This is a genomic window from Streptomyces sp. CHD11 (assembly GCF_018638295.1).
Taxonomy (GTDB): domain Bacteria; phylum Actinomycetota; class Actinomycetes; order Streptomycetales; family Streptomycetaceae; genus Streptomyces.
The window spans coordinates 39448-61127 of sequence record NZ_JABTTS010000004.1; the positions used below are offsets into that span (position 1 = coordinate 39448).

The window sequence follows — 21680 nt, forward strand, 5'->3', positions numbered from 1 at the left end:
GAGGGCCGGTGACGCCCGGCCGCGACACCGACCGCCTCGCCGGGCGTGCCGCGGGCGGCTCCCGGCGAGGCGGTGCGGCGGGCGGTGTCAGCAGGTCTTGCGGACGTACTCGATGATCCGGACGTTGCCCTCGTCGTCCTCTTCCTCTTCCGTCTCGCCCGGTGCCAGGACCGGTGTGTCGCGCTGCACCACGCTGAGACGGTCACCGAACTCGTCGCAGGCGGTCTTCATGCCCTCGTCGGTGTACTCGATCACGATGACGTTGTCGTTGAACGCCTCGGCGTACTCCCCGCACTCGTCGTACTGGCCGCACTCCTCCGCGACGGCGAAGTCGAGGCCGTTCTCCTCGCGGTTCGGGGCCAGTTCCACGGTGTTCTTCTGACCGACGGCCAAGCCCTTGCCGTGTCCGTACGAGGACAGGATCCGTATGTAGGCCTGGGCGTCGTCCGCGGTGATCCTGCCCTCGACGACATCCCGGCCGTAGGTGTCGAAGTTGTCCAGCTCCAGGGCGTCGAAGCCCTTGTCGGCGCAGGTGTCGATCTGCGTGCTGATCCGGTCCGCGATGGCCTGCCGTTTGGCGTCGGTGGTGATGTCGAGGATCGCCTCGTCCCAGTCCGGGTCGTAGACCGGCTTGCCGGCGTCGTTCAGGAGCAGCAGAGCGGGGTCCCAGTCGTCGGGACCGTCCACGTCGCCGACCTCCTGGGTCTGGAAGGCGTTCACGTAGCAGATGTTGTAGAGCCCAGGTGCCGGGGACTGCTTCCAGTCGCGGCTGACCACCGTCACCCCGGTCGGCGGATCGTAGGGTTTGCCGATCTGGTAATCGAAGTCCGCGTGGACCGGCGGCGGTTCCGGTTCGGCTGCCTCGGCTCCCGGGACGAGGACGGCCGTGGCGCCCGCGGCCACGAGCACCGCGGCGAGGGTGATGCGTGAACGGGCTGTTGCCAGAAGACTCATGAATGAGCTCCGTGGTGCGGGGGCACGTCCCCGCCTCGGTGCCCCGCGGGGCCACCTGGCGACTCGGTCCGGGTTGGCGGTGTCGGCCGCGTACCGGCTGGGCGTACCTCTGACGCGGAAGTGCTCCGACTTCGGCGTGCCCCGGAGTAAACAGGTCAGGTTCCGTCAGCGTCAAGAGCTTGAATCTGCGCATTGTCTGCTCAACAGTGTTCGGAAACGAGCGGACCGGGGGTCGTCCGCAGGCCACGGGGGGAGTCCGGGCGACCTGTTGCGCGAGGTGTGCACCCGATCTCGCCGACAACCGCCGCACGAGGAATGGGGACTTGTGGCCGGAACAGACGGGGAACACCGTGCCGGGGCGGACCGCGGGCGGCGTGCGCTCAGGACCGAACGGCACCTGCGCATCCTCGAGTTCGTGAGTGAGCAGGGCGGCGCGGACGTCACCGCGCTGGCCGCCCGGCTGGAGGTGTCCGGTGCCACCGTCCGCAGGGATCTGCGGTACCTGCACGACCAGCGGCTGCTCCAGCGCACCCACGGCGGCGCCGTCACCGGCGACGCGGGCGCCGAACTGCCGTTGCGGCGCAAGGCGGAGCGTTTCCACGCGGAGAAGCGGGACATCGCGCGGGCGGCGCTGGAACTCGTCCCCGAGGGAGCGGTGGTCGGGCTCACGGGCGGGACGACCACCACGGAGATAGCCCGGCTGCTGGCCCGGCGCGGGCCGGTGACGATCGTGACCAACGCGGTGAACATCGCCGCCGAGATGGTGCCCCACCCTCAGGTGAATGTCGTGGTGACGGGAGGTCAGGCCCGCAGCAGGACCTGGGAACTGGTCGGCCCGGGCGCGGAGAAGATGCTGGCCGACTACCACACCGACATCACCTTTCTCGGCGTGGACGGTATCGGCGTGGACCACGGCTGCACCACCCATGATCCGCTGGAGGCCGCCACCGACCGGGCCTTTCTCGCGGGCACCGCCGAGGCGGTGGTCGTCGCCGACCATTCCAAGATCGGCAAGGCCACGTTCGCGCGTATCTGCCCCATCGGTGCGGTGCGGCGCCTGATCACGGACGCCGCCCAGGACCACGGGGAGCTGGCGCGCCTGCGCGACCGCGGGATCCTCGTGACGTCGACCGGCACACCCCGGCATGCTCCGGCCACCGGGAGCGGTCCCGGGGGCGACTGAACATCCCAGGGGCGCCCCGGCCGAGGGCGGTGTCCGGGGCGGAGCCCGCGGGGTCGGGACGAGCGACCGGTCCTGGCGCGTCGTCCCGGCGCTTGCCGACCGGCGACTCCCCGGGCTGCGGCCTTCCGGGCTGGCGACTACGGAGTGTGATGTTCTGGCCGAAGGGGTGAGGGGCGTCGACGGTGGTGGGACCTCTCGGTCCGCCGGCCCCGGACGGACAGGAGCCGCGCCGGGGCGCAGGGGCGCCGTCAGGCACCCTCGTGCGCGCAGACGTCTTCCGACCACTCGTGACCAGCGATGATCGCATACTGGCCGCTTCCGGCCCCTCATGCCGAACGGTTATCGGTCTGTCGTACGACGCCTCATACCAGAGCGCGATGCTGTCCGTGCGAGTTTGTCAACTGCCCACCGCACATGATGCGGTGGTGACTACGGTGAGTGTCGGTCGGGAGGCGTGACGCTCGCCGCGCCGACGAGTCGGGATCAGGGAGCGGGGACCGGTACGTGCAGCCACAAGGCGGACGAGGGAGTCGACGGGGCGAGGCGGCCCGGCACCCGGGACCGGCCGGCGCCCCGGGTCCGGACGGGGCGCGGGGGACCGTCCACACGCCGGTGCCCGCCGGCGGCACGATCGTGACGCGCGGGCCGGATCGCGGCGATCGGGGCAGTGGCGGCGACCGGGACCGCCGCGACCGGGACCGCCGTGACCAGGGCCACGGGGCTCCGCGCCCCGGCGATCCCAGGCCCCGCCGCGCCGGCCCGGCCACCCGGCCGGACCGGCGAGAGGGCGGACGGCACGGCCGGCCCTCCGCGCGGACCGCTGCCGCGCTGCCCGAGCCGCACATACGGTCCCAGCTGCTGCGTCTGGCGGTGCTCCCACCTGTCGCGGTGGCGCTCAGCGCCTGCGCGGCCGTGCTCTTCACGATCCGTTCCACCGCGGTCCGGCCGAGCGCCACCCTGTGGGCCGTACTCGGCGGTGCCACCTCGGTGACCTGCGCCGGCATCGTCATCGCCGCCGTGGCCGCCGACCGTGCCGCCCGCACGGTGTACGACCGCATCGGCACCCTGCGCAGGGGCACCGCCCGGCGCGAGGCCGATCTGCACGCCCTCGTCGAGGCGCTGCGTCACGGCGAGGCCCCGCCCCCGCGGGCACGGCGTGCCGAACCGCCCCCGGACGCGGACGAGTTCGACCTCCTCGCCGCCGACCTCACCCGAGCGCACGGCGGTGCCGTCACCGCCGTCGTACAGGCGTCCCGGCTCTCCAGCCAGGCGGGCAGCGAACAGAAGCTCGAGGTGTTCGTCAACCTCGCGCGGCGTCTGCAGTCCCTGGTGCACCGCGAGATCTCCCTCCTCGACGAGCTGGAGAACGAGATGGAGGACCCCGAGCTGCTCAAGGGGCTCTTCCATGTCGACCACCTCGCCACCCGCATCCGCCGCCACGCCGAGAACCTCGCCGTGCTCGGCGGGGCCGTCTCCCGGCGGCAGTGGAGCAATCCCGTCTCCATGACGGAGGTGCTGCGCTCCGCGATCGCCGAGGTCGAGCAGTACTCGCGGGTCAAACTCGTCCCCCCGATCGACGGCACCCTGCGTGGGCACGCCGTCGCCGACGTCATTCACCTGCTCGCCGAACTCGTGGAGAACGCCACGGTCTTCTCCGCGCCGCACACCCAGGTGCTGCTGCGGGCCAGCCTGGTGACCTCCGGCCTCGCCGTCGAGGTGGAGGACCGCGGGCTCGGGATGCCCGTCACCGAGCAGGACCGCATGAACGCGCTGCTCACCGACCCCGATCAGGTGCATGTCGCCAGCCTGCTGGCCGACGGACGCATCGGACTGTTCGTGGTCTCCCAGCTCGCCAAGCGGCACGGCATCCACGTCCGTCTCCAGAGCAACATCTACGGCGGGGTCCAGGCCGTGCTCGTCATGCCCCAGGCCCTGCTCGGAACGGAGTCGGCCGCACTGACCGCCGGACAGGGCACAGGCACCGCAGGGGGCGCCGGTGCCGGGCCGCAGCCAGGGAGCGGCGACACCGGACCTGTTCCGGCGGCCCGCCCCATGCCCGCGGGACCGGCCCCCGCCGACGGGCCGGCGCCGGACGCTCCGTACGGAGGCGACGCCGTGCACGCGCCAGCGGTGCCGGCCGCGCCCCGCGCCCCGGCCCCCTCCGGCGGCGCCGGTGCGGTCGCCCCGCCCCTGCCCGTGCGCGGCGCCCGGGAGACCCGCCCCACCCCGGCCGAGGCCGTCCCCGGCGCCCACCTCGGGGACCGGGACGCCCTCACCGACCACGGGACGGCCCCCCTCACCCCGCGCGGCACCCCGGTGCGCGGCACCATGGACAGACCCCATCTGCCCCGCAGGCGCGCCCAGGAGCACATCGTTCCCCAGCTCCGCGACGGCCCGGCACCCCGCCAGGACACCGAGTACGTCGCCGTACACGACCCCAACCTGATGGCGGCCTTCCAGCGCGGTATCGGTCTCGCGGAGTCACAGCAGGCCCGGCCCGCCGTCCCGCGGCCGTCCGCGGCCGCCCCCCGCACGGACCACACCGCCCGGCAGGACGGGAGCGCCCCCGCCGGATGACCAGCCCCCACCCCACCAGTAACCACACCCCCAGCGCTCCCGCAGACCTTCGTACCCCAAGGAGTCGATCCACCATGGCGAGCGATGCGCCGACCGCCCAGGTATCCGACCTCGACTGGCTGATGAGCGGCCTCGTGCAACGCGTACCGCACACCAACAGCGCCGTACTGCTGTCCTGCGACGGGCTGGTGAAGTCCGTGCACGGACTCGACCCGGACAGCGCCGACCACATGGCCGCGCTCGCCTCCGGCCTGTACTCCCTCGGCCGCAGCGCCGGTATCCGCTTCGGCGACGGCGGGGACGTCCGCCAGGTCGTCGTCGAGCTCGACTCGACGCTGCTGTTCGTCACCACCGCCGGCTCCGGCACCTGCCTCGCGGTGATGGCCGGCCGGGAAGCGGACGCGGCCGTACTCGGCTACGAGATGGCGATGCTGGTCAAGTCCGTCCGCCCGTATCTGATGACCGCACCCCGGCAGCAGGGCGTCGAACCCCCGGCGATGAGGCCTTGAACGTGAAGGCGGCCGGTGACGGGCCGTGGCTCGACGACGCGGCCGGCCGGCTGGTGCGGCCCTTCACGGTCAGCAACGGCCGAACCCGCCCCACCGTCGCACTCGACCTGCTGTCGCAGGTGAGAGCCACCGGCGCCACCCCTCTCGGCTACCTCGGCCCCGAGCACGCGCAAGCCCTCGACCTGTGCCGGGCGCCCGTGCCGGTCGCCGAGGTCTCCGCCCACCTCAGGCTGCCGGTGGCCGTCACCAAGGTGCTGCTGGCGGACCTCGTCGAATGCGGGGCGCTGACCGACAAACCACCCGAGTTCCACCACAACCCGACGGACCGGGCCCTTCTGGAGGCAGTGCTCGATGGACTACGACGACAGCTCTGACCGGGGCGACCGCGCACCGTACGGTGACGACGCCTTCCCCACCGCGCTCAAGATTCTCGTGGCGGGCGGATTCGGCGTGGGCAAGACGACCTTCGTCGGCGCGGTCAGCGAGATCGCTCCGCTCAGCACTGAGGAACTCCTCACCACGGTGAGCGCCGCCACCGACAACCTCGACGGCATCGAGAACAAGGTCGAGACGACCGTGGCCATGGACTTCGGCCGCATCACCCTCGACGCGGAACATGTGCTGTACCTGTTCGGCACGCCCGGCCAGGAACGGTTCTGGTTCATGTGGGACGAACTCTGCGAGGGCGCGCTCGGCGCGGTCATCCTGGCCGACACCCGGCGCCTGGAGGAGTGCTTCGCGGCGGTCGACTTCTTCGAGCAGCGCGGCCTCGGGTTCATCGTCGCCGTCAACGAGTTCGACGGAGGCTTCCGCTACGAACCCGGGGAGGTGCGCGCCGCACTCGACCTCCCCGCGGAGGTCCCCGTCGTGTGCTGCGACGCCCGGATCTCCTCCTCCGGGGTGCAGACCCTGCTGACCCTCGTCCGCCACCTCATCGTCCACGCCCCGGCCACCACGACGGGGTACGGCGCCCATATGTGATCCCCGCACACCTCGGAGCCCGTTCATGAACTTCGCCCACCACCCGGGAGCCCGCCCATGAGCTACGACCCGCCCCGCCCGGCCGGTCGTCTGCTGCTCACCCCCGAGGACAAGGAGGCCCCGGCCCGTATCAGCAGGCTCCGCGACCTGGGGCTGGGAGAGCATCCCGAACCCGTGCTGGACGCCTTCGCGTACGGTCTCGCGGAGTTCACAGGCGCGCCGTACGCCATGGTCAACTTCCTCGGCGAGGAGAGGCAGTTCTTCGCGGGCCTGCACACCCCGGCCGTCGCGCCGGCCGTCCGCGGCGATGGCAGCGGCGCTCTGCTGGGCCGGGTGCTGCCCCGCGACCACGGCTTCTGCCCCCATGTGGTGGCCCGGCGCAAGGCGCTGGTCCTGGAGGACGTGAGCGACTACCCGAGGTTCGCGGGCAACCCGGTGGTGGACGAGTTCGGCATCCGCTCCTACCTGGGCGCGCCGCTCGTCGACAGCACCGGCATGGTGCTGGGCACCGTCTCCGTCACCGACGTCCGGCCGCGGGCCTGGGGCCGGCCGGGGCTCGCCGCCATCAAGGCGCAGGCCGCGGATCTCGTCGCACGGCTGGAGCGCCGGGAGGCCGACGGGCTGCCGCTGTGAGGACGGTTCACAGCCCGCCAATGTGAGCAGTGCTCTCGCAAGCGGCGGGTGCTCTCCGGGGCAGCCTGTCGCGCGCGGTGGTGAGCGGTGCTCTCGCATGTGAGCGATGCACTCGACCCTGACCGGCGTTCCGGCGGGTGAGCGGTGCTCTCGGCAGCGGCCGGCGCTTTTCGTGCTAGCAGTCGCGCAAGGTGAGCGGTGCTCTCGTACGTGAGCACTGCACTCGACCTTGACCGGCGTTCCGGCGGGTGAGCGGTGCTCTCGGCAGCGGCCGGCGCTTTCACCGGCCGCGCTCGCACCTCGCCGGCGTGGGGTGCGGTGTGCGAGGGGTGGGCTGCCGCCCCGCCGATGGGGTGACGGCGTGAAGCAAAGCTGTGGCCGCGCTTAAGAAAACCTCGATGGACCGGCGAGGGTGTCGTACGGCAGATTGCAGTGCATTCCACTCCGCTTCCCGGACCGGGCCCGTTCGGCATGGGCCGGACCCGGGACTCACCCTCAGGAGCCGTAGCGTTGAAGGCGCTGGTCAAGCAGAAGGCGGAGCCCGGGCTGTGGCTCGCGGACGTCCCGGAGCCCGCCGTCGGACCCGGCGACGTGCTGATCAAGGTGCTGCGCACCGGCATCTGCGGCACCGACCTGCACATCAGGTCCTGGGACGGCTGGGCGCGGCAGACGATCAGCACCCCGCTGGTCCTCGGGCACGAGTTCGTCGGCGAGGTCGTGGAGACCGGCCGCGACGTCCCCGACATCAGTACCGGTGACCGGGTCAGCGGCGAGGGCCACCTGGTGTGCGGCAAGTGCCGCAACTGCCTGGCCGGACGCCGCCATCTGTGCCGGGCCACGATCGGCCTCGGCGTGGGACGCGACGGAGCGTTCGCCGAGTACGTGGTGCTCCCCGCCGCCAACGTCTGGGTCCACCGGGTGCCCGTCGACCTGGACGTCGCCGCGATCTTCGATCCGTTCGGCAACGCCGTGCACACCGCGCTGTCCTTCCCGCTCGTGGGGGAGGACGTGCTGATCACCGGTGCCGGCCCGATCGGTCTGATGGCCGCCGCCGTGGCCCGGCACGCCGGTGCGCGCAACGTCGTGATCACCGACGTCAGCGAGGAACGCCTGGAACTCGCCCGCAAGATCGGCGCGACCCTGGCGCTGAACGTGGCCGAGTCGACGATCGCCGACGGACAGCACACCCTCGGACTGCGCGAGGGGTTCGACATCGGGCTGGAGATGTCCGGCCGCGCCGAGGCGATGCGGGACATGATCGACAACATGACGCACGGCGGCCGGATCGCGATGCTCGGCCTGCCGGCCGAGGAGTTCCCCGTCGACTGGTCCCGGATCGTCACCTCGATGCTCACCATCAAGGGCGTCTACGGCCGTGAGATGTTCGAGACCTGGTACGCCATGTCCGTCCTGCTGGAGGGCGGCCTCGACCTCGCCCCGGTGATCACCGGCCGCTACTCCTACCGCGACTTCGACGCCGCCTTCGAGGAGGCCGCCGCCGGCAAGGGCGGCAAGGTCATCCTCGACTGGACCGCGTAAGCCATCCGCCTCCCCCAGGAGCTTCCCGACATGTTCGACTCCGTGCGCGACGACCTGCGCGCCACCCTCGACGAGATCCGCGCCGCCGGCCTGCACAAGCCCGAGCGCGTGATCGGCACCCCCCAGTCCGCCACCGTGAACGTCACCGCCGGCGGCCGCCCCGGCGAGGTGCTCAACTTCTGCGCCAACAACTACCTCGGTCTCGCCGACCACCCCGAGGTGGTCGCCGCCGCGCACGAGGCCCTGGACCGCTGGGGCTACGGCATGGCGTCCGTCCGCTTCATCTGCGGCACCCAGGAGGTGCACAAGGAGCTGGAGGCGCGGCTGTCGGCGTTCCTCGGCCAGGAGGACACGATCCTCTACTCCTCCTGCTTCGACGCCAACGGCGGCGTCTTCGAGACGCTGCTCGGCCCCGAGGACGCGGTGATCTCCGACGCGCTGAACCACGCGTCGATCATCGACGGCATCCGGCTCTCCAAGGCCCGCCGCTTCCGCTACGCCAACCGCGACATGGCCGACCTGGAGCGGCAGCTGAAGGAGGCGGCGGAGGGCGGCGCCCGCCGCACGCTGATCGTCACCGACGGCGTCTTCTCCATGGACGGCTACGTGGCCCCGCTGGACGAGATCTGCGACCTCGCCGACCGGCACGGCGCCATGGTCATGGTCGACGACTCGCACGCCGTCGGCTTCGTCGGGCCCGGCGGGCGCGGCACGCCCGAACTGCACGGCGTCATGGACCGCGTCGACATCATCACCGGCACCCTCGGCAAGGCGCTCGGGGGAGCCTCGGGCGGTTATGTCGCCGCCCGCGCGGAGATCGTCGCCCTGCTGCGCCAGCGCTCCCGCCCGTACCTGTTCTCCAACACCCTCGCCCCGGTGATCGCCGCGGCCTCCCTGAAGGTGCTGGACCTGCTGGAGTCGGCCGACGACCTGCGCGTCCGGCTCGCCGAGAACACCGCCCTGTTCCGCCGCCGGATGACCGAGGAGGGCTTCGACATCCTCGCCGGCGACCACGCGATCGCCCCGGTGATGATCGGCGACGCCTCCCGCGCGGGACGCCTGGCGGAGCTGCTGCTGGAGCGCGGGGTGTACGTGATCGGCTTCTCCTACCCCGTGGTGCCCCAGGGCAAGGCCCGTATCCGGGTCCAGCTGTCCGCGGCGCACTCCACGGAAGACGTGAACCGCGCGGTGGACGCCTTCGTCGCGGCCAGGGCGGAGCTCGACGCCTGAGCCGACCACACCGAGCGATTTGAGACAATCGCCTACATGATCGAGGCGCGGCGGCTCCACATCCTCCGTGCGGTGGCGGACCACCGCACGGTGACGGCGGCGGCCGCCGCGCTCCATCTGACCCCCTCGGCGGTCTCCCAGCAGCTCGCCGCGCTCGAGCAGGAGACCGGCCACCGCCTCGTCGAGCGCGGCGCGAAGGGCGTACGGCTGACCCCGGCCGGCGAGATCCTGCTCGGCCACACCCACCGCGTCCTCGCCCAGCTGGAGCGGGCCGAGGCCGAACTGGCCGCCTACGGTTCGGGGGAGGCGGGCACCGTCACGGTCGCCGCCTTCGCCACCGGCATCGCCCAGGTCGTCGCGCCCGCGGTGGCCCGCCTCGCCGCGTCGGCTCCCGGTATCCGTATCCGGGTCCAGGACGCCGAGGGGGACGCCAGTCTGCCGATGGTGCTGGACCGGCAGGTCGATGTCGCCGTGGCCGTCGAGTACCGCGGGGCGCCCTCCGCCGACGACCCGCGACTGACCCACCTGCCGCTGTACGCGGAGCCCTTCGACGCGGTCGTCCCGGTTGCCCACCGCCTGGCCGGCTCCGCCGAGGTGCCGCTCGCCGAGCTGGGCAAGGACGCCTGGATCGGTCCGTATCCCGGCAATCCGTGCCACGACGTGGTCGTCCTGGCCTGTGAGAGCGCGGGGTTCCAGCCCCGTCTCGAGCACTCCTCGGACGACTTCCGCGCGGTGGTCGCCCTGGCCTCGGCGGACGTGGGCGTGGCGCTGGTGCCCCGCTCGGCGCTGCGCGGCATGGATCTCACGGGCGTGGTCGTCCGCCCGGTCGACGGTGTGGCGCCGACCCGCCGGGTGTTCGCCGCCGTGCGCCGGGGAGCCGAGGGACACCCGCTGATCCGTCCAATCCTGGAGGCGCTCCGCGCGGCGGCCGAGGAGGCGTAGCACAGCACCTTCCCCGCCATCTCGTATCTGGGATATCCTCCCGGATGTGAAACATGGTGAGGGTGGACCGACCCCGGACCCCGTCGACGTCCGGCTCGGCACGCGACTGAGCGGGCTCCGGGCCGAGCACGGCTGGTCCCTCGGAGAGCTGGCGGAACGAACCGGCGTCAGCCGCTCCACGCTCTCCCGCGCGGAGCGGGCCGAGACCAGCCCCACCGCCTCCCTGCTGAACCGCCTCTGCGCCGTCTACGGCCGCACCATGTCCCAGCTGCTCAGCGAGATCGAGGCGGAGCCCGCGCCGCTGGTGCGCGCCGCCGACCAGGCGGTCTGGCAGGACCGCGCCTCCGGATTCGTCCGCCGGTCCGTGTCCCCGCCGCACGGCGGGCTGCGGGGCGAACTCGTCGAGGGGCGGCTCGCAGCCGGTGCCGACATCGTCTACGACCGTCCGCCCGTGCCCGGCCTGGAACAGCACATCTGGGTCCTGGAAGGCGCGCTCCGCGTGACGGACGGGGGCACCGGGCACCACCTCGGCGACGGCGACTGCCTCAGGCTGCGCGTCTGGGGCCCGACCCGGTTCCGCTGCCCCGGGCCCGACGACGTCCGCTACGTACTGATGGTGGTCCGGCCGTGAACATCGTCCGTTCGGACGCCGCACAACTGCTGGAGGCAGGCGAGGAGCTGGTCGAGCTGCTGACCGACACCGTGGACAGCGGTGCCTCCGTCGGCTTCCTCGGCCCGCTCGACCTCATGGAGGCCGACGCCTGGTGGCGGGAACGGTGCACCGCCGTCGCCGCCGGCCGTCTCACCGTATGGGTGGCGTACGAGCAGCCCGGCCGGATGCTCGGCACCGTGAGTCTCGCCTTCCCCGACAAGCCCAACAGCACCCACCGCGCGGAGCTGGTGAAGCTGATGGTGCACCGCGCGGCCCGGGGCCGGGGACTCGGACGGAGGCTGCTGGCGGTCGCCGAGGAGGAGGCCGCCGCGCGGGGCATCACCCTGCTGCATCTGGACACGGAGACCGGCAGCCCCGCAGAACACCTCTACCGCTCCTCCGGCTGGACCGCCGTGGGCGCCGTCCCGGACTACGCGGCGGACCCGGCCGGGGTACTGCGGCCGACGACGATCTACTACAAGCGTCTCGGAGTTCCCGGGGCACCGTCCGCCACCAGGTGAGTGTCAGTGCCGGCCGTTACGGTGCCTGCCATGCCGGATGCCGAAGACGTACGACGGATCGCACTGTCCCTGCCGGACACGACGGAGAAGATCGCCTGGAGCATGCCCACGTTCCGGGTCGCGGGCAAGATGTTCGCCACCCTGCCCGAGGAGGAGACCTCCATCGCCGTGCGCTGCCCCAAGGAGGAGCGCGACGAACTGGCCCTCGCCGAGCCGGAGAAGTTCTGGATCGCCGGCCACGAGGCACAGTTCGCCTGGGTCAGGGCCCGCCTCTCCGCGCTGGAGGACGAGGGCGAGCTGCGCGACATCCTCGCCGACTCCTGGCGCCAGGCGGCTCCGTCCCGTCTTCTGGAGGCCCACCCCCGGCTGGGGCTGCCACCCGCCTGACACCCGCGGACTGACACCCCCAGGCAGCGCGCCCCTCGTCGCGCCTCCCGTCACGTGCCTCCCGTCACGTGCCTCCCGTCACGTGCCTCCCGTCACGTGCCCCCCGTCACGCGCCCGCCGGCACCGTGCTTCCCGCGCCGACGAACGCGCCGACGCGTGCCCGCAGCGATCGGGCGTCCAGACCGTGCGCGGCGACGTGCTCGTCGATCCGTCCGTAGCGCCGCAGTTCGGCCCGGCCCACACCCAGCCCCAGCACCCGGTGCGGCACATCGGCGAGCGCGTCGTTCGCGGCCGCCGTCGACGTGCCCGCCAGATACGGCTCCACGAGCACGACATCCGTTCCGGCCGCCGCGGTGGCGTGACGCAGGCCGGCCGCGTCGAAGGGCCGGACGGTCGCGGCGTACAGCACGGTGACGTCCAGGCCTTCCGTGGCGTCGAGCACGGCGTCCAGCATCGGCCCGACGGCGACCACGACCCCGGAGCGCCCCTCGCGGACGGTGCGCAGCCGCTCCCCGTCCACGGGCAGCGCCTGCCTGTTGGACTGCAGTGACAGCCGGACGTAGACCTTGTCGTCCCCGGCCGCCACCGCGTGCCGCAACAGCGTCTCGGCCTCGTCGGGATGACCCGGGACGTGCACGGTCCAGCCGTCCAGGGTGTCCAGCAGCGCCACATCGCCCGGGGCCATGTGCGTGTACCCGCCGGCCGGCCAGTCGAAGGAGGCGGCGGCACTCACCAGTACCGCCCCCACGCCCTGGTGCCCCAGATCCAGCTTCACCTGCTCGAAGGGCCGCTCGACCAGAAAACTCGCGAAGGTGTGCACCACGGGCCGCAGCCCGGTCAGCGCCATCCCGGCCGCCGCCCCGACCAGCAGCTGCTCGCGGATGCCCACATTGACAACCCGGTCCGGATGCCGGCGCAGCGCCTCATCGAAGCCGTCCGTGCCGATCTCGGCGAGAACCACCGCGACCCGCGGGTCCTCGTCGAGCAGCCGGGCGACGACGGGGGCGAAACGATCACGCATGCTGTCCACGGAGATCGGTCCTTTCCTTGGGGGAGAGACAGAGGGGCGAGACAGAACAGAAGGACGGGGCGGTTCACGCGTTCTTCGGCTCCACCCGGGCCACCACCGCGAGCGGCCGGCCCGGATGCGGAGCGGTGAACGCGGCGTACAGCGCCTCGTGGTCACGGCCGTCGACGCCGAGCGCCGACCAGCCCGCGGCCTCGAAACGCGCGGTGATCCCGCCCGGCCGGGCGTAGGTGGCGGAGGAGTTGTCGACGACGACGGTGTGCAGCCGTTCCAGACCGGCGGGTCCGGCGAAGGCGATCGCCTCGTGATTGCTGCCCTCGTCCAGCTCGGCGTCCCCGACCAGCGTCCACACCCGCGGTTCGTCGAGGCCCTGGGCGCGCAGGCCCAGCGCCGTGCCGACGGCGATCGGCAGCCCGTGGCCCAGCGACCCGCTGCCGATCTCGGCCCCGGGTACCAGCACGCGGTCCGGGTGGTGGCCGAGCGGGGAGTCGTACGAGCCGAACCCCGGCAGCCAGTCGGCCGGCAGGAAGCCCCTGGCGGCCAGGACGGCGTAGTACGCCATGGGTCCGTGCCCCTTCGACAGCAGGAACCGGTCCCGTCCGGGGTCGTCCGTCCGCTCCGGCCCGACCCGCAGCACCCGGTCGTACAGCACCCACAGCGCGTCCAGTGTCGACGTCGCGGCCGGGCCGTGCTTCTCGTCCCCGGTCATCAGCCCCATCAGGGCCGGCAGATCGGTGAATCCGTACCCCTGTGTGCGTTCCTCGGTGATCGCCATACCGCCATCGTTCAACCTGAACCGAGGTTCAGGTCAAGCGCCGTCCGGCGGGAAACGGATGCGCGATCACCGCCGCGAGTGCGGTATGGTTTCCGTGCGCGTTCGGCCGGGGGAATCCCCAGGTCAGGCGGGCAACGGGACGTGGCGCAGCTTGGTAGCGCACTTGACTGGGGGTCAAGGGGTCGCAGGTTCAAATCCTGTCGTCCCGACTTGCTGAGGAGCAGTCGGAGGCCGTACCGGGACACCCGGGACGGCCTTTTCGCCGTTCGGGCACCGCACCTGACGGAACCTCGGGGTCCGCGGGCCGCGCCGGCAGGGAGCGGTGAGGCGACGGTCAGGCCCCTTCCGGACACCACGCGCGCCCTGAGCGCAATCGGGTGAATCGTCACTGAATGTCCTTGAAGTCCCTCTGTGTGCTGCCTAACGTGCGCCGATAGGCACTGCCGCGGGATCCGACACCCGCGCGCCGCGACGTTCGGAAGCGAGGTGGGGAGGGCGTGCACGCGAGGCGCGGACGGACCGGAGGACCGCGGCGGGCGCTGGTGGCGCTGACCCTGCTGGCCTCGGCGCTCGCGGCCTGCGGCGGTGACGAGGACGCCTCCTCCCGCCCCACTCTCAACTGGTACAACTTCCCGGACGACTCCGGCGCTCTGCAGCAGGCCGCCGACCGGTGCGGCCGGGACTCCGGCGGCCGCTACCGGATCAGCTACAACAAGCTGCCCCGGGCCGCCGACGGCCAGCGCCAGCAGCTGGTGCGCAGGCTCGCCGCCGAGGACGACTCCCTCGACATCCTGGGCCTCGACGTCACCTGGACGGCCGAGTTCGCCGAAGCCCGCTGGATCCGGGAGTGGACCGGCGAGGCGGAACGCCGGGCCACCGAGGGCACGCTCCCTGTCCCCCTCCGGACGGCCACCTGGAAGGACAGGCTGTACGCGGTCCCGTACAACACCAACATCCAGCTCCTGTGGTACCGCAAGGACCTGGTGCCCACCCCGCCGAAGACCTGGTCCGAGATGCTGGACATGTCCCGCGACCTCGCCCGGCAGGGCAAACCGCACTACGTGGAGATCCAGGGCGCCCAGTACGAGGGCCTCACCGTCTGGTTCAACTCCCTGGTCAACAGCGCCGGCGGCGGCATCCTCGACCCGAGCGCCACCGAGCCCTCGCTCGGCCCGCCCGCCGTACGGGCCGCCTCGATCATGCGCGACCTCGCGAACTCCCCGGCCGCCGACCCCTCCCTGCCCAACCAGATGGAGGACCAGAACCGCCTGGCCATGGAGTCCGGCGTGGCGGCCTTCGAGATCAACTACCCCTTCGTCTATCCGTCGATGAGGGCCAACAACCCACGGCTGTTCGAGGACTTCCGCTGGGCGCCCTACCCCCGCATCGACGCCGACCGGCCCGCCCGCCCCACCATCGGCGGCATCGACCTCGCCGTCAGCGCCTACTCCCGCCACCCCGACCTGGCCTTCGAGGCCGCCCTCTGCCTGCGCGACCGGGAGAACCAGCTCACCGCCGCGCTCGAGGGCGGACTGCCGCCCACCCTGCGCGCCCTGTACGACGAGCCCGACTTCATGAAGGCGTACCCCTTCTCCAAGGAGGTCCTGGCCTCCCTGCAATCCGCGAGCGTCCGGCCGGTCACGCCCGCCTACCAGAACGTGTCGATCGCCGTCTCCCACACCCTGTCCCCGCCGTCGGCGATCAGACCCGAGAGCGCGGTCGACACCATCAGGGAACAGATCGACCAGGCCCTGCGATCCGAGGGTGTGATCCCGTGAGCACCATGGCAGGGCCGGCGAAGGACAGGAAGGCCCTCTCCGCGGGCGCCAGACAGGAGCGCCGGCTGGGCTGGCTGCTGTGCGCACCGGCCGTCCTGGTCATGACCGCCGTGACCGCCTATCCCATCGGCTACGCCGTCTACCTCTCCCTCCAGCGCTACGACCTGCGCTTCCCCGCCCGGGCCGAGTTCGTGGGCCTGAGCAACTACGGGGCGGTGCTCTCCTCGCCGTTCTGGTGGGACGCCTTCTGGGTGACGCTGTTCCTCACCGTCGTGTCCGTCGCCATCGAACTCGTCCTCGGCATGGGCCTCGCCCTGGTGATGCACCGCACGCTCTTCGCCCGCGGCACCGTGCGCACCGCGGTGCTCATCCCGTACGGCATCGTCACGGTCGTCGCCGCCTTCTCCTGGCAGTACGCGTGGACACCCGACCTCGGCTACCTCGCCGGGCTGCTGCCCGAGGGCGACGCGCCGCTCACCGAACAGTGGCCCGCGCTGTGGCTGATCATCCTCGCCGAGGTGTGGAAGACGACCCCGTTCATGGCGCTGCTCCTGCTGGCGGGCCTGGCCCTGGTCCCGGAGGAGACGCTGAAAGCCGCCATGGTCGACGGCGCCACCTCCTGGCAGCGGTTCACCAGGGTCATGCTGCCGCTGATGAAACCGGCCATCCTGGTCGCCCTGCTCTTCCGCACCCTGGACGCCTTCCGGATCTTCGACAACATCTACGTGCTGACCGCGGGCGCCCACGGCACCGGATCCCTCTCCATCCTCGGCTACGACAACCTGTTCACCGCCCTGAACCTGGGCATCGGGTCGGCGATCTCGGTACTGATCTTCCTCTGTGTCGGGATCATCGCCTTCACCTTCGTCAAGCTGTTCGGCGCCGCGGCGCCCGGCGCGGAGGTGAAGCGCTGATGGCCGCCGCGGGCAGGACGCACGCGACCCGGTGGGCAGTGGTCAACGTCGTGGTGGTGCTGTACGCCCTCTTCCCGGTGTGGTGGATCGCCGCACTGTCGTTCAAGGACCCGGGCACCCTCACCGACGGCAGCTACGTCCCCCGGGACTGGACCTTCGAGAACTACCGGGGCATCTTCGCGACCTCCGAGTTCACCCGGGCGCTGATCAACTCGATCGGCATCGCCCTGATCGCCACCGTGATCGCGGTGATCCTCGGCACCATGGCCGCCTACGCGGTGGCCCGGCTGCGGTTCCCCGGCAAGCGGGTCCTCATCGGGATGTCGCTGCTCATCGCCATGTTCCCGCCGATCTCCCTGGTGTCGCCGCTGTTCAACATCGAGCGGATCATCGGGATCTTCGACACCTGGCTCGGGCTGATCATCCCGTACATGACCTTCTCGCTGCCGCTGGCGATCTACACCCTGTCGGCGTTCTTCCGGGAGATCCCCTGGGACCTGGAGAAGGCGGCCAAGGTGGACGGGGCGACTCCCGCGCAGGCCTTCCGGCTCGTCATCGTGCCGCTGGCCGCTCCCGGCGTCTTCACCACGGCCATCCTCGTGTTCATCTTCTGCTGGAACGACTTCCTCTTCGCGATCTCGCTGACCTCCACCGAGTCCGCGCGTACGGTGCCCGCCGCGATCGCGTTCTTCACCGGCAGCTCGCAGTTCCAGCAGCCCACCGGGTCGATCGCCGCCGCAGCCGTGGTGATCACCGTCCCGATCATCATCTTCGTCCTGCTCTTCCAGCGGCGGATCGTCGCCGGACTCACCTCCGGCGCGGTCAAGGGATGAGTACGAAGGCAAGGAGAGAGCAGCCATGGCCGAGATCGTTCTCGAGGGAGTCACCAAGCGCTATCCCGACGGCTCCCTCGCCGTGCGGGACGTGGACCTCGACATCGCCGACGGCGAGTTCGTGATCCTGGTCGGCCCCTCCGGATGCGGCAAGTCGACCACTCTGAACATGATCGCCGGCCTGGAGGACATCACCGAGGGCACCCTGCGCATCGGAGGCCGGGTCGTCAACGACCTCGCCCCCAAGGAGCGCGACGTCGCCATGGTGTTCCAGAGTTACGCCCTCTACCCGCACATGAGCGTGCGGGAGAACATGGGCTTCCCGCTGCGGCTGGCGAAGGTGGACAAGGACACCATCGACAGCAAGGTCGAGGAGGCCGCCCGGGTGCTCGACCTGAGCGACTTCCTGGACCGCAGACCCGCCAACCTCTCCGGCGGCCAGCGCCAGCGGGTGGCCATGGGCCGGGCCATCGTCCGGGACCCCAAGGCCTTCCTCATGGACGAACCGCTGTCCAACCTGGACGCCAAGCTGCGGGTACAGATGCGCACCCAGATCTCCCGGCTGCAACGGCGCCTGGGCACCACCACCGTGTACGTCACCCACGACCAGACCGAGGCGATGACCCTCGGCGACCGGGTCGTCGTCATGCGGCAGGGCCTGGTCCAGCAGATCGGCACCCCGGCCGAGCTCTACGACATGCCCCGCAACCTGTTCGTCGCCGGCTTCATCGGCTCCCCGGCGATGAACTTCCTCAACGCCTCCCTGTCCGCCGGCAGCCTGCGCACCCCGCTGGGCGACCTGCCGCTTGACGACCGCGCCCGCAGGACGCTGGAACAGCGCCAGGCGCCCCCCGAGGTCATCCTGGGCCTGCGCCCCGAGGCCTTCGAGGACGCGAGCCTGGCACGGGACACGGGCGGACCGGTCGTCACCGCCACCGTGGACGTGCTGGAGTCGCTGGGGTCCGACGCGTACGTCTACTTCCAGGCCGAGGGCGGACCGGTGAGCAGCGCCGAACTGGAGGAACTGGCCACGGACTCGGGCCTGCGGGACACCGGCGCCGGAGCGGCACAGCAGATCGTGGCCCGGCTGGACGCCGCCACCCGTGCCCGCGAGGGTGCCCCCGTCGACCTGCGCGTCGACATGTCCAAGGCCCATGTCTTCGACCCGTCGACGGGCAGCAACCTCACCCACCCGGAGCGCTGACGGCCGGCGTCAGATCACGCAGCCCGCGTGTGCCAGCGCCTGCTTCAGCAGCACCCCGTGCCCTCCCGGCATCTCGCTCTGCACCGCCGGCGACAGGGCCTCCCGGGGGCTGAACCACACCAGGTCCAGCGCGTCCTGCCGGGGCCGGCAGTCGCCCGCCACCGGCACGATGTACGCCAGCGACACCGCGTGCTGACGGGGATCGTGGAACGCGGTGACACCCTGGGTGGGGAAGTACTCGGCGACCGTGAACGGCTGGAGCGACGCCGGTACCCGGGGCAGCGCCACCGCGCCGAGGTCCTTCTCCAGATGGCGCAGCAGGGCGTCCCGGACACGCTCGTGGTGCAGCACCCGGCCGGACACCAGAGTCCGGCTGACCGTTCCGTCCGGCCCGATGCGCAGCAGCAGACCCACGCTGATGACTTCACCGCTGTCGTCGACACGCACGGGGACGGCCTCGACGTACAGGATGGGCATGCGGGCGCGCGCCATCTCCAGGTCGTCGGAGGACAGCCAGCCTGGCGTGGTTTCGGTCATGTCAGACATTGCTTGATCATACTTTCAGCGGTCAAGGCTTCACGGCCACCGCGCCGTACTGCGGCACCACGAGGGTGGAGCCGGGCGCGGGACGCCATCGCGAACAGGACACCAGGCCGGGCTCGACCAGCTCCAGCCCTCCGAAGAACGTGGCGAGGTCGGCGGCGCCGCGGGCGGTGATCGGGGGAGTGGCGTTCTCGTTCCAGAACTCCATGGCGGGCACCTGCAGTTCGCCGCCGACCTCGGCGTCGGAGGTGGGGTGCGTGAGGACCAGGAAGCTTCCGGAGGGCACCGCCGCCATGATCCGGCGCACGATGTCCCGGGCCTTGTCGGTGTCCAGGACGAAATTGAGGATGCCGAGCATCATCACCGCGACGGGCCGGGTGAGGTCGAGAGTCGCCGCGGCGCGTTCCACGATGGCGTCCGGGTCGTGCACATCGGCGTCGATGTAGTCGGTGGCACCGTCGCGGCTGCCGGTCAGCAGGGTGCGGGCGTGCACCAGCACGATCGGGTCGTTGTCGACGTAGACGATCCGCGAGTCCGGCGCGATGCGCTGCGCGATCTCGTGGGTGTTGTCCGCGGTCGGCAGTCCGGTACCTATGTCGAGGTACTGCCGCACTCCGCGCTCACCGGCCAGATACGTCACCGCCCGGCCCAGGAAGTCCCGGTCCGCGCGGGCGATGTCGCGGATGACCGGGATGATCGAGGCGACGTGGTCGCCGACCCGCTGGTCGACCTCGTAGTTGTCCTTGCCGCCGATCCAGTGGTTCCACACACGCGCGTTGTGTGCCACAGCGGTGTTCAGCCGTGCCGCCCCGCCCGGCGGGGTGCGGCTCTCACTCACGTCTGCTCCCTCTCCTCGCCCGTCCGGCGCTGTCGCGCCACCGCCATTGTGCCTCGGGATGATCACGTTGTCCCGTGAACGGCGGAGAGGGGGAACGCGGTTGCGGGCGCGTCAGGAGGCGGTCCGGCTCAGGGAGTCCCCGGCCACGTCCTTGTCGATCGCGGCCCGCACCAACGCGGCCGCGAGCACTGCGGGTTCGGTGCCTTCCGCCAGGCCCAGCAGTCGTTCCGGGTCCCGCGGCAGCTTCAGCCGCCGGGCGCCCTGGAGGGCCTTCGCGTCCAGGTAGGGGGCCACCTCCGGCCAGACGTGCTGGGCCTCGCGCAGGAAGATGTCCGCACCGGTGGGACCGATGCCGGGGAACGACCGGAGCAGCCGGCGCAGTTCGCCGACGTCACCGTCCGCCTCCTCGCGGAGCCTGCGCAGGTCGCCGCCCCAGCGCTCGGTCACCAGCCGCGCGGCATCGCCGAGTTGGGTCGCGGTGCGCTCGTCGTACCGCCGGTACCCGCCGCGGCCGAGCGCGTCCACCCGGTCCTGCCAGTCCGCCTCGGCCATGCGGCGGGGATCGCGCAGCCCCGCCTCGTGCAGGGCACGGGCGGAGGCCACGGCGATCGACCCCTTGATGCGGGCGCTCAGCAGATGGGCCAGCACCAGCAGCCGGTACAGCGGCTGCGGAGTGTCCCGCAGCCGGATGCCGGTCTCTTCCGTGTACGTCTCGCCGTGCGCGTCGACGAGGGCCCGCAGCACGGCCCGCTGCTCTTCCCTGCCGGGCATCACCGGCCCTAGCCCTTGAGCGGGTCGTGGCCCAGCGTCATCAGGCGGTGCCGGCGGTCCGTGTCCTCGGCCACGGGCTCGTTCTCCAGGTCCGCCTTCTCGGTGACGGCGTCCACGACCTCCTCCATCACCCGCAGGTCGTCCTCGGTGAGGTCGGTGCGCCGCTTCTGCAGGATGGCGAGGACACGCTGCCCGGTCTCCGGGCCCGCCCGGTCGGGCAGCGGTTCGGTCGTCTCGCCGGCCTCGCTCACCCGCAGCCAGGCCGCCAGTTCCGCCGAGGTCATGTTCACCACGCGGTGGAAGTCCTCCCACAGCGCGTCCATTTCGAGGGCGTCGCTCATGATGTGCCTCTTACGTACGTGTGTTCCGGTGCGTTGGGGCGGTGGCTCAGGACCCGCCGGGGTGGTTCTCCGCCTCGAACATCCAGCGCTGCTTCTCCAGTTCCGCGGTGATCGAGATCAGCAGGTCCTGGGTGACCGGATCAGCCTTCTCGGTGACATCGATGCGCTCGCGCAGCCGCGTGACCGCCGCGCCGAGCGCCTGCGTCATCACCTCCACGGCCTCCGAGTCGCGCAGCCAGCCCTCCTTCGGGGCAGGCAGCGAGAAGACCTTGGCGATGGTCTCCGGGCGGCCGTCCGGCGGCACGCCGAGCGTGGCGGCCCGCTCGGCCACCGTGTCGGCCTGGGCGCGCGCGGCCGCCACCACCTCGTCCAGCTGGAGGTGCACGGAACGGAAGCGCGGGCCCACGACGTTCCAGTGCGCCTGCTTGCCGATCAGTGACAGCCCGAGCAGGTCCACCAGGGTGTCCTGAAGCGCCTCGCAGGATATCCGGCGGGCCTCGTCGGGCAGGGTGCTCCTCACGACGGTCATGAAGTGCTGTTCCTCCATC

Annotated in this window: 24 protein-coding genes and 1 tRNA gene; 17 read left to right on the forward strand and 8 right to left on the reverse strand. The window is 71.6% G+C overall.

Going from position 1 to position 21680, the window contains the following annotated elements:
• Nucleotides 1–87: 87 nt before the first annotated feature.
• Nucleotides 88–954 (reverse strand): endo alpha-1,4 polygalactosaminidase, encoded by an 867-nt coding sequence (locus HTV45_RS05735; protein ID WP_215204512.1) that lies wholly within the window; start codon nt 952–954, stop codon nt 88–90.
• Between the two features lie 325 nt (nt 955–1279).
• Between HTV45_RS05735 and HTV45_RS34050 the strand changes: the two genes are divergently transcribed.
• From HTV45_RS34050 to HTV45_RS05795, 12 genes are all read left to right on the forward strand, one after another.
• The gene (locus HTV45_RS34050) at nt 1280–2137 is read left to right on the forward strand and encodes a DeoR/GlpR family DNA-binding transcription regulator (protein WP_308309181.1); all 858 of its coding nucleotides are present in this window, start codon (nt 1280–1282) and stop codon (nt 2135–2137) included.
• Between the two features lie 870 nt (nt 2138–3007).
• A complete protein-coding gene (locus HTV45_RS05745; RefSeq protein WP_308309182.1) occupies nt 3008–4714 on the forward strand; it encodes an ATP-binding protein in 1707 nt (568 codons plus the stop codon).
• A 74-nt stretch (nt 4715–4788) separates the two neighbouring features.
• Complete coding sequence (locus HTV45_RS05750) at nt 4789–5223, forward strand: roadblock/LC7 domain-containing protein (RefSeq protein ID WP_149552085.1); 435 nt, start codon at nt 4789–4791, stop codon at nt 5221–5223.
• 2 nt (nt 5224–5225) lie between these two features.
• The gene (locus HTV45_RS05755; protein ID WP_215204662.1) at nt 5226–5597 is read left to right on the forward strand and encodes a DUF742 domain-containing protein; all 372 of its coding nucleotides are present in this window, start codon (nt 5226–5228) and stop codon (nt 5595–5597) included.
• Nucleotides 5575–6204 carry an ATP/GTP-binding protein gene (locus tag HTV45_RS05760; protein WP_215204514.1) on the forward strand — a complete coding sequence of 210 codons (630 nt, stop codon included), beginning with the start codon at nt 5575–5577 and terminating at the stop codon, nt 6202–6204. Before HTV45_RS05755 ends, HTV45_RS05760 begins: the two co-directional genes overlap by 23 nt.
• 57 nt (nt 6205–6261) lie before the next feature.
• Entirely contained in the window at nt 6262–6837 is a 576-nt protein-coding gene (locus HTV45_RS05765; RefSeq protein ID WP_215204515.1) for a GAF domain-containing protein, read from the forward strand.
• Between the two features lie 510 nt (nt 6838–7347).
• Entirely contained in the window at nt 7348–8376 is a 1029-nt protein-coding gene (gene tdh, locus HTV45_RS05770) for an L-threonine 3-dehydrogenase (RefSeq protein ID WP_215204516.1), read from the forward strand.
• Between the two features lie 30 nt (nt 8377–8406).
• Nucleotides 8407–9606 (forward strand): glycine C-acetyltransferase, encoded by a 1200-nt coding sequence (locus HTV45_RS05775; protein ID WP_215204517.1) that lies wholly within the window; start codon nt 8407–8409, stop codon nt 9604–9606.
• A gap of 36 nt (nt 9607–9642) precedes the next feature.
• Nucleotides 9643–10548: a LysR family transcriptional regulator gene (locus HTV45_RS05780; RefSeq protein WP_215204518.1), complete on the forward strand. Its 906-nt coding sequence runs from the start codon at nt 9643–9645 to the stop codon at nt 10546–10548.
• A gap of 46 nt (nt 10549–10594) precedes the next feature.
• Nucleotides 10595–11179, forward strand: a complete 585-nt coding sequence (locus tag HTV45_RS05785) for an XRE family transcriptional regulator (RefSeq protein ID WP_308309185.1) — start codon at nt 10595–10597, stop codon at nt 11177–11179.
• Complete coding sequence (locus HTV45_RS05790) at nt 11176–11721, forward strand: GNAT family N-acetyltransferase (protein WP_215204519.1); 546 nt, start codon at nt 11176–11178, stop codon at nt 11719–11721. The genes HTV45_RS05785 and HTV45_RS05790 overlap by 4 nt, the downstream gene beginning before the upstream one ends.
• 30 nt (nt 11722–11751) lie before the next feature.
• Nucleotides 11752–12108, forward strand: coding sequence for an MmcQ/YjbR family DNA-binding protein (locus tag HTV45_RS05795; protein ID WP_215204520.1), 357 nt, complete (start codon nt 11752–11754; stop codon nt 12106–12108).
• A gap of 106 nt (nt 12109–12214) precedes the next feature.
• Here HTV45_RS05795 and HTV45_RS05800 read toward each other — a convergent pair whose 3' ends face one another.
• Both HTV45_RS05800 and HTV45_RS05805 read right to left on the reverse strand, forming a co-directional pair.
• Nucleotides 12215–13138: a transketolase family protein gene (locus HTV45_RS05800; RefSeq protein ID WP_215204521.1), complete on the reverse strand. Its 924-nt coding sequence runs from the start codon at nt 13136–13138 to the stop codon at nt 12215–12217.
• Nucleotides 13139–13202: 64 nt separating this feature from the next.
• Entirely contained in the window at nt 13203–13910 is a 708-nt protein-coding gene (locus HTV45_RS05805) for a transketolase (protein ID WP_215204522.1), read from the reverse strand.
• A 135-nt stretch (nt 13911–14045) separates the two neighbouring features.
• On the opposite strand from HTV45_RS05805, the gene HTV45_RS05810 reads away from it, so the two are divergent.
• From HTV45_RS05810 to HTV45_RS05830, 5 genes are all read left to right on the forward strand, one after another.
• Nucleotides 14046–14119 (forward strand) — tRNA-Pro (locus HTV45_RS05810).
• A 288-nt stretch (nt 14120–14407) separates the two neighbouring features.
• Complete coding sequence (locus HTV45_RS05815) at nt 14408–15688, forward strand: ABC transporter substrate-binding protein (protein ID WP_215204523.1); 1281 nt, start codon at nt 14408–14410, stop codon at nt 15686–15688.
• A 5-nt stretch (nt 15689–15693) separates the two neighbouring features.
• Entirely contained in the window at nt 15694–16602 is a 909-nt protein-coding gene (locus HTV45_RS05820) for a carbohydrate ABC transporter permease (protein ID WP_215204664.1), read from the forward strand.
• Complete coding sequence (locus HTV45_RS05825; RefSeq protein ID WP_215204524.1) at nt 16602–17435, forward strand: carbohydrate ABC transporter permease; 834 nt, start codon at nt 16602–16604, stop codon at nt 17433–17435. Before HTV45_RS05820 ends, HTV45_RS05825 begins: the two co-directional genes overlap by 1 nt.
• A 25-nt stretch (nt 17436–17460) precedes the next feature.
• Entirely contained in the window at nt 17461–18639 is a 1179-nt protein-coding gene (locus HTV45_RS05830) for an ABC transporter ATP-binding protein (RefSeq protein WP_215204525.1), read from the forward strand.
• Nucleotides 18640–18648: 9 nt separating this feature from the next.
• Here the strand turns inward: HTV45_RS05830 and HTV45_RS05835 are convergent, their stop codons facing one another.
• From HTV45_RS05835 to HTV45_RS05855, 5 genes are all read right to left on the reverse strand, one after another.
• Nucleotides 18649–19176 (reverse strand): NUDIX hydrolase family protein, encoded by a 528-nt coding sequence (locus HTV45_RS05835; RefSeq protein ID WP_215204665.1) that lies wholly within the window; start codon nt 19174–19176, stop codon nt 18649–18651.
• Nucleotides 19177–19207: 31 nt separating this feature from the next.
• A complete protein-coding gene (locus HTV45_RS05840; RefSeq protein WP_215204526.1) occupies nt 19208–20020 on the reverse strand; it encodes an SAM-dependent methyltransferase in 813 nt (270 codons plus the stop codon).
• 111 nt (nt 20021–20131) lie between these two features.
• Nucleotides 20132–20791, reverse strand: coding sequence for an endonuclease (locus tag HTV45_RS05845; RefSeq protein ID WP_215204527.1), 660 nt, complete (start codon nt 20789–20791; stop codon nt 20132–20134).
• 8 nt (nt 20792–20799) lie between these two features.
• Nucleotides 20800–21132: a DUF3140 domain-containing protein gene (locus tag HTV45_RS05850; RefSeq protein WP_215204528.1), complete on the reverse strand. Its 333-nt coding sequence runs from the start codon at nt 21130–21132 to the stop codon at nt 20800–20802.
• A gap of 46 nt (nt 21133–21178) precedes the next feature.
• Nucleotides 21179–21661: a Dps family protein gene (locus HTV45_RS05855; protein ID WP_215204529.1), complete on the reverse strand. Its 483-nt coding sequence runs from the start codon at nt 21659–21661 to the stop codon at nt 21179–21181.
• Between the last annotated feature and the right edge of the window lie 19 nt (nt 21662–21680).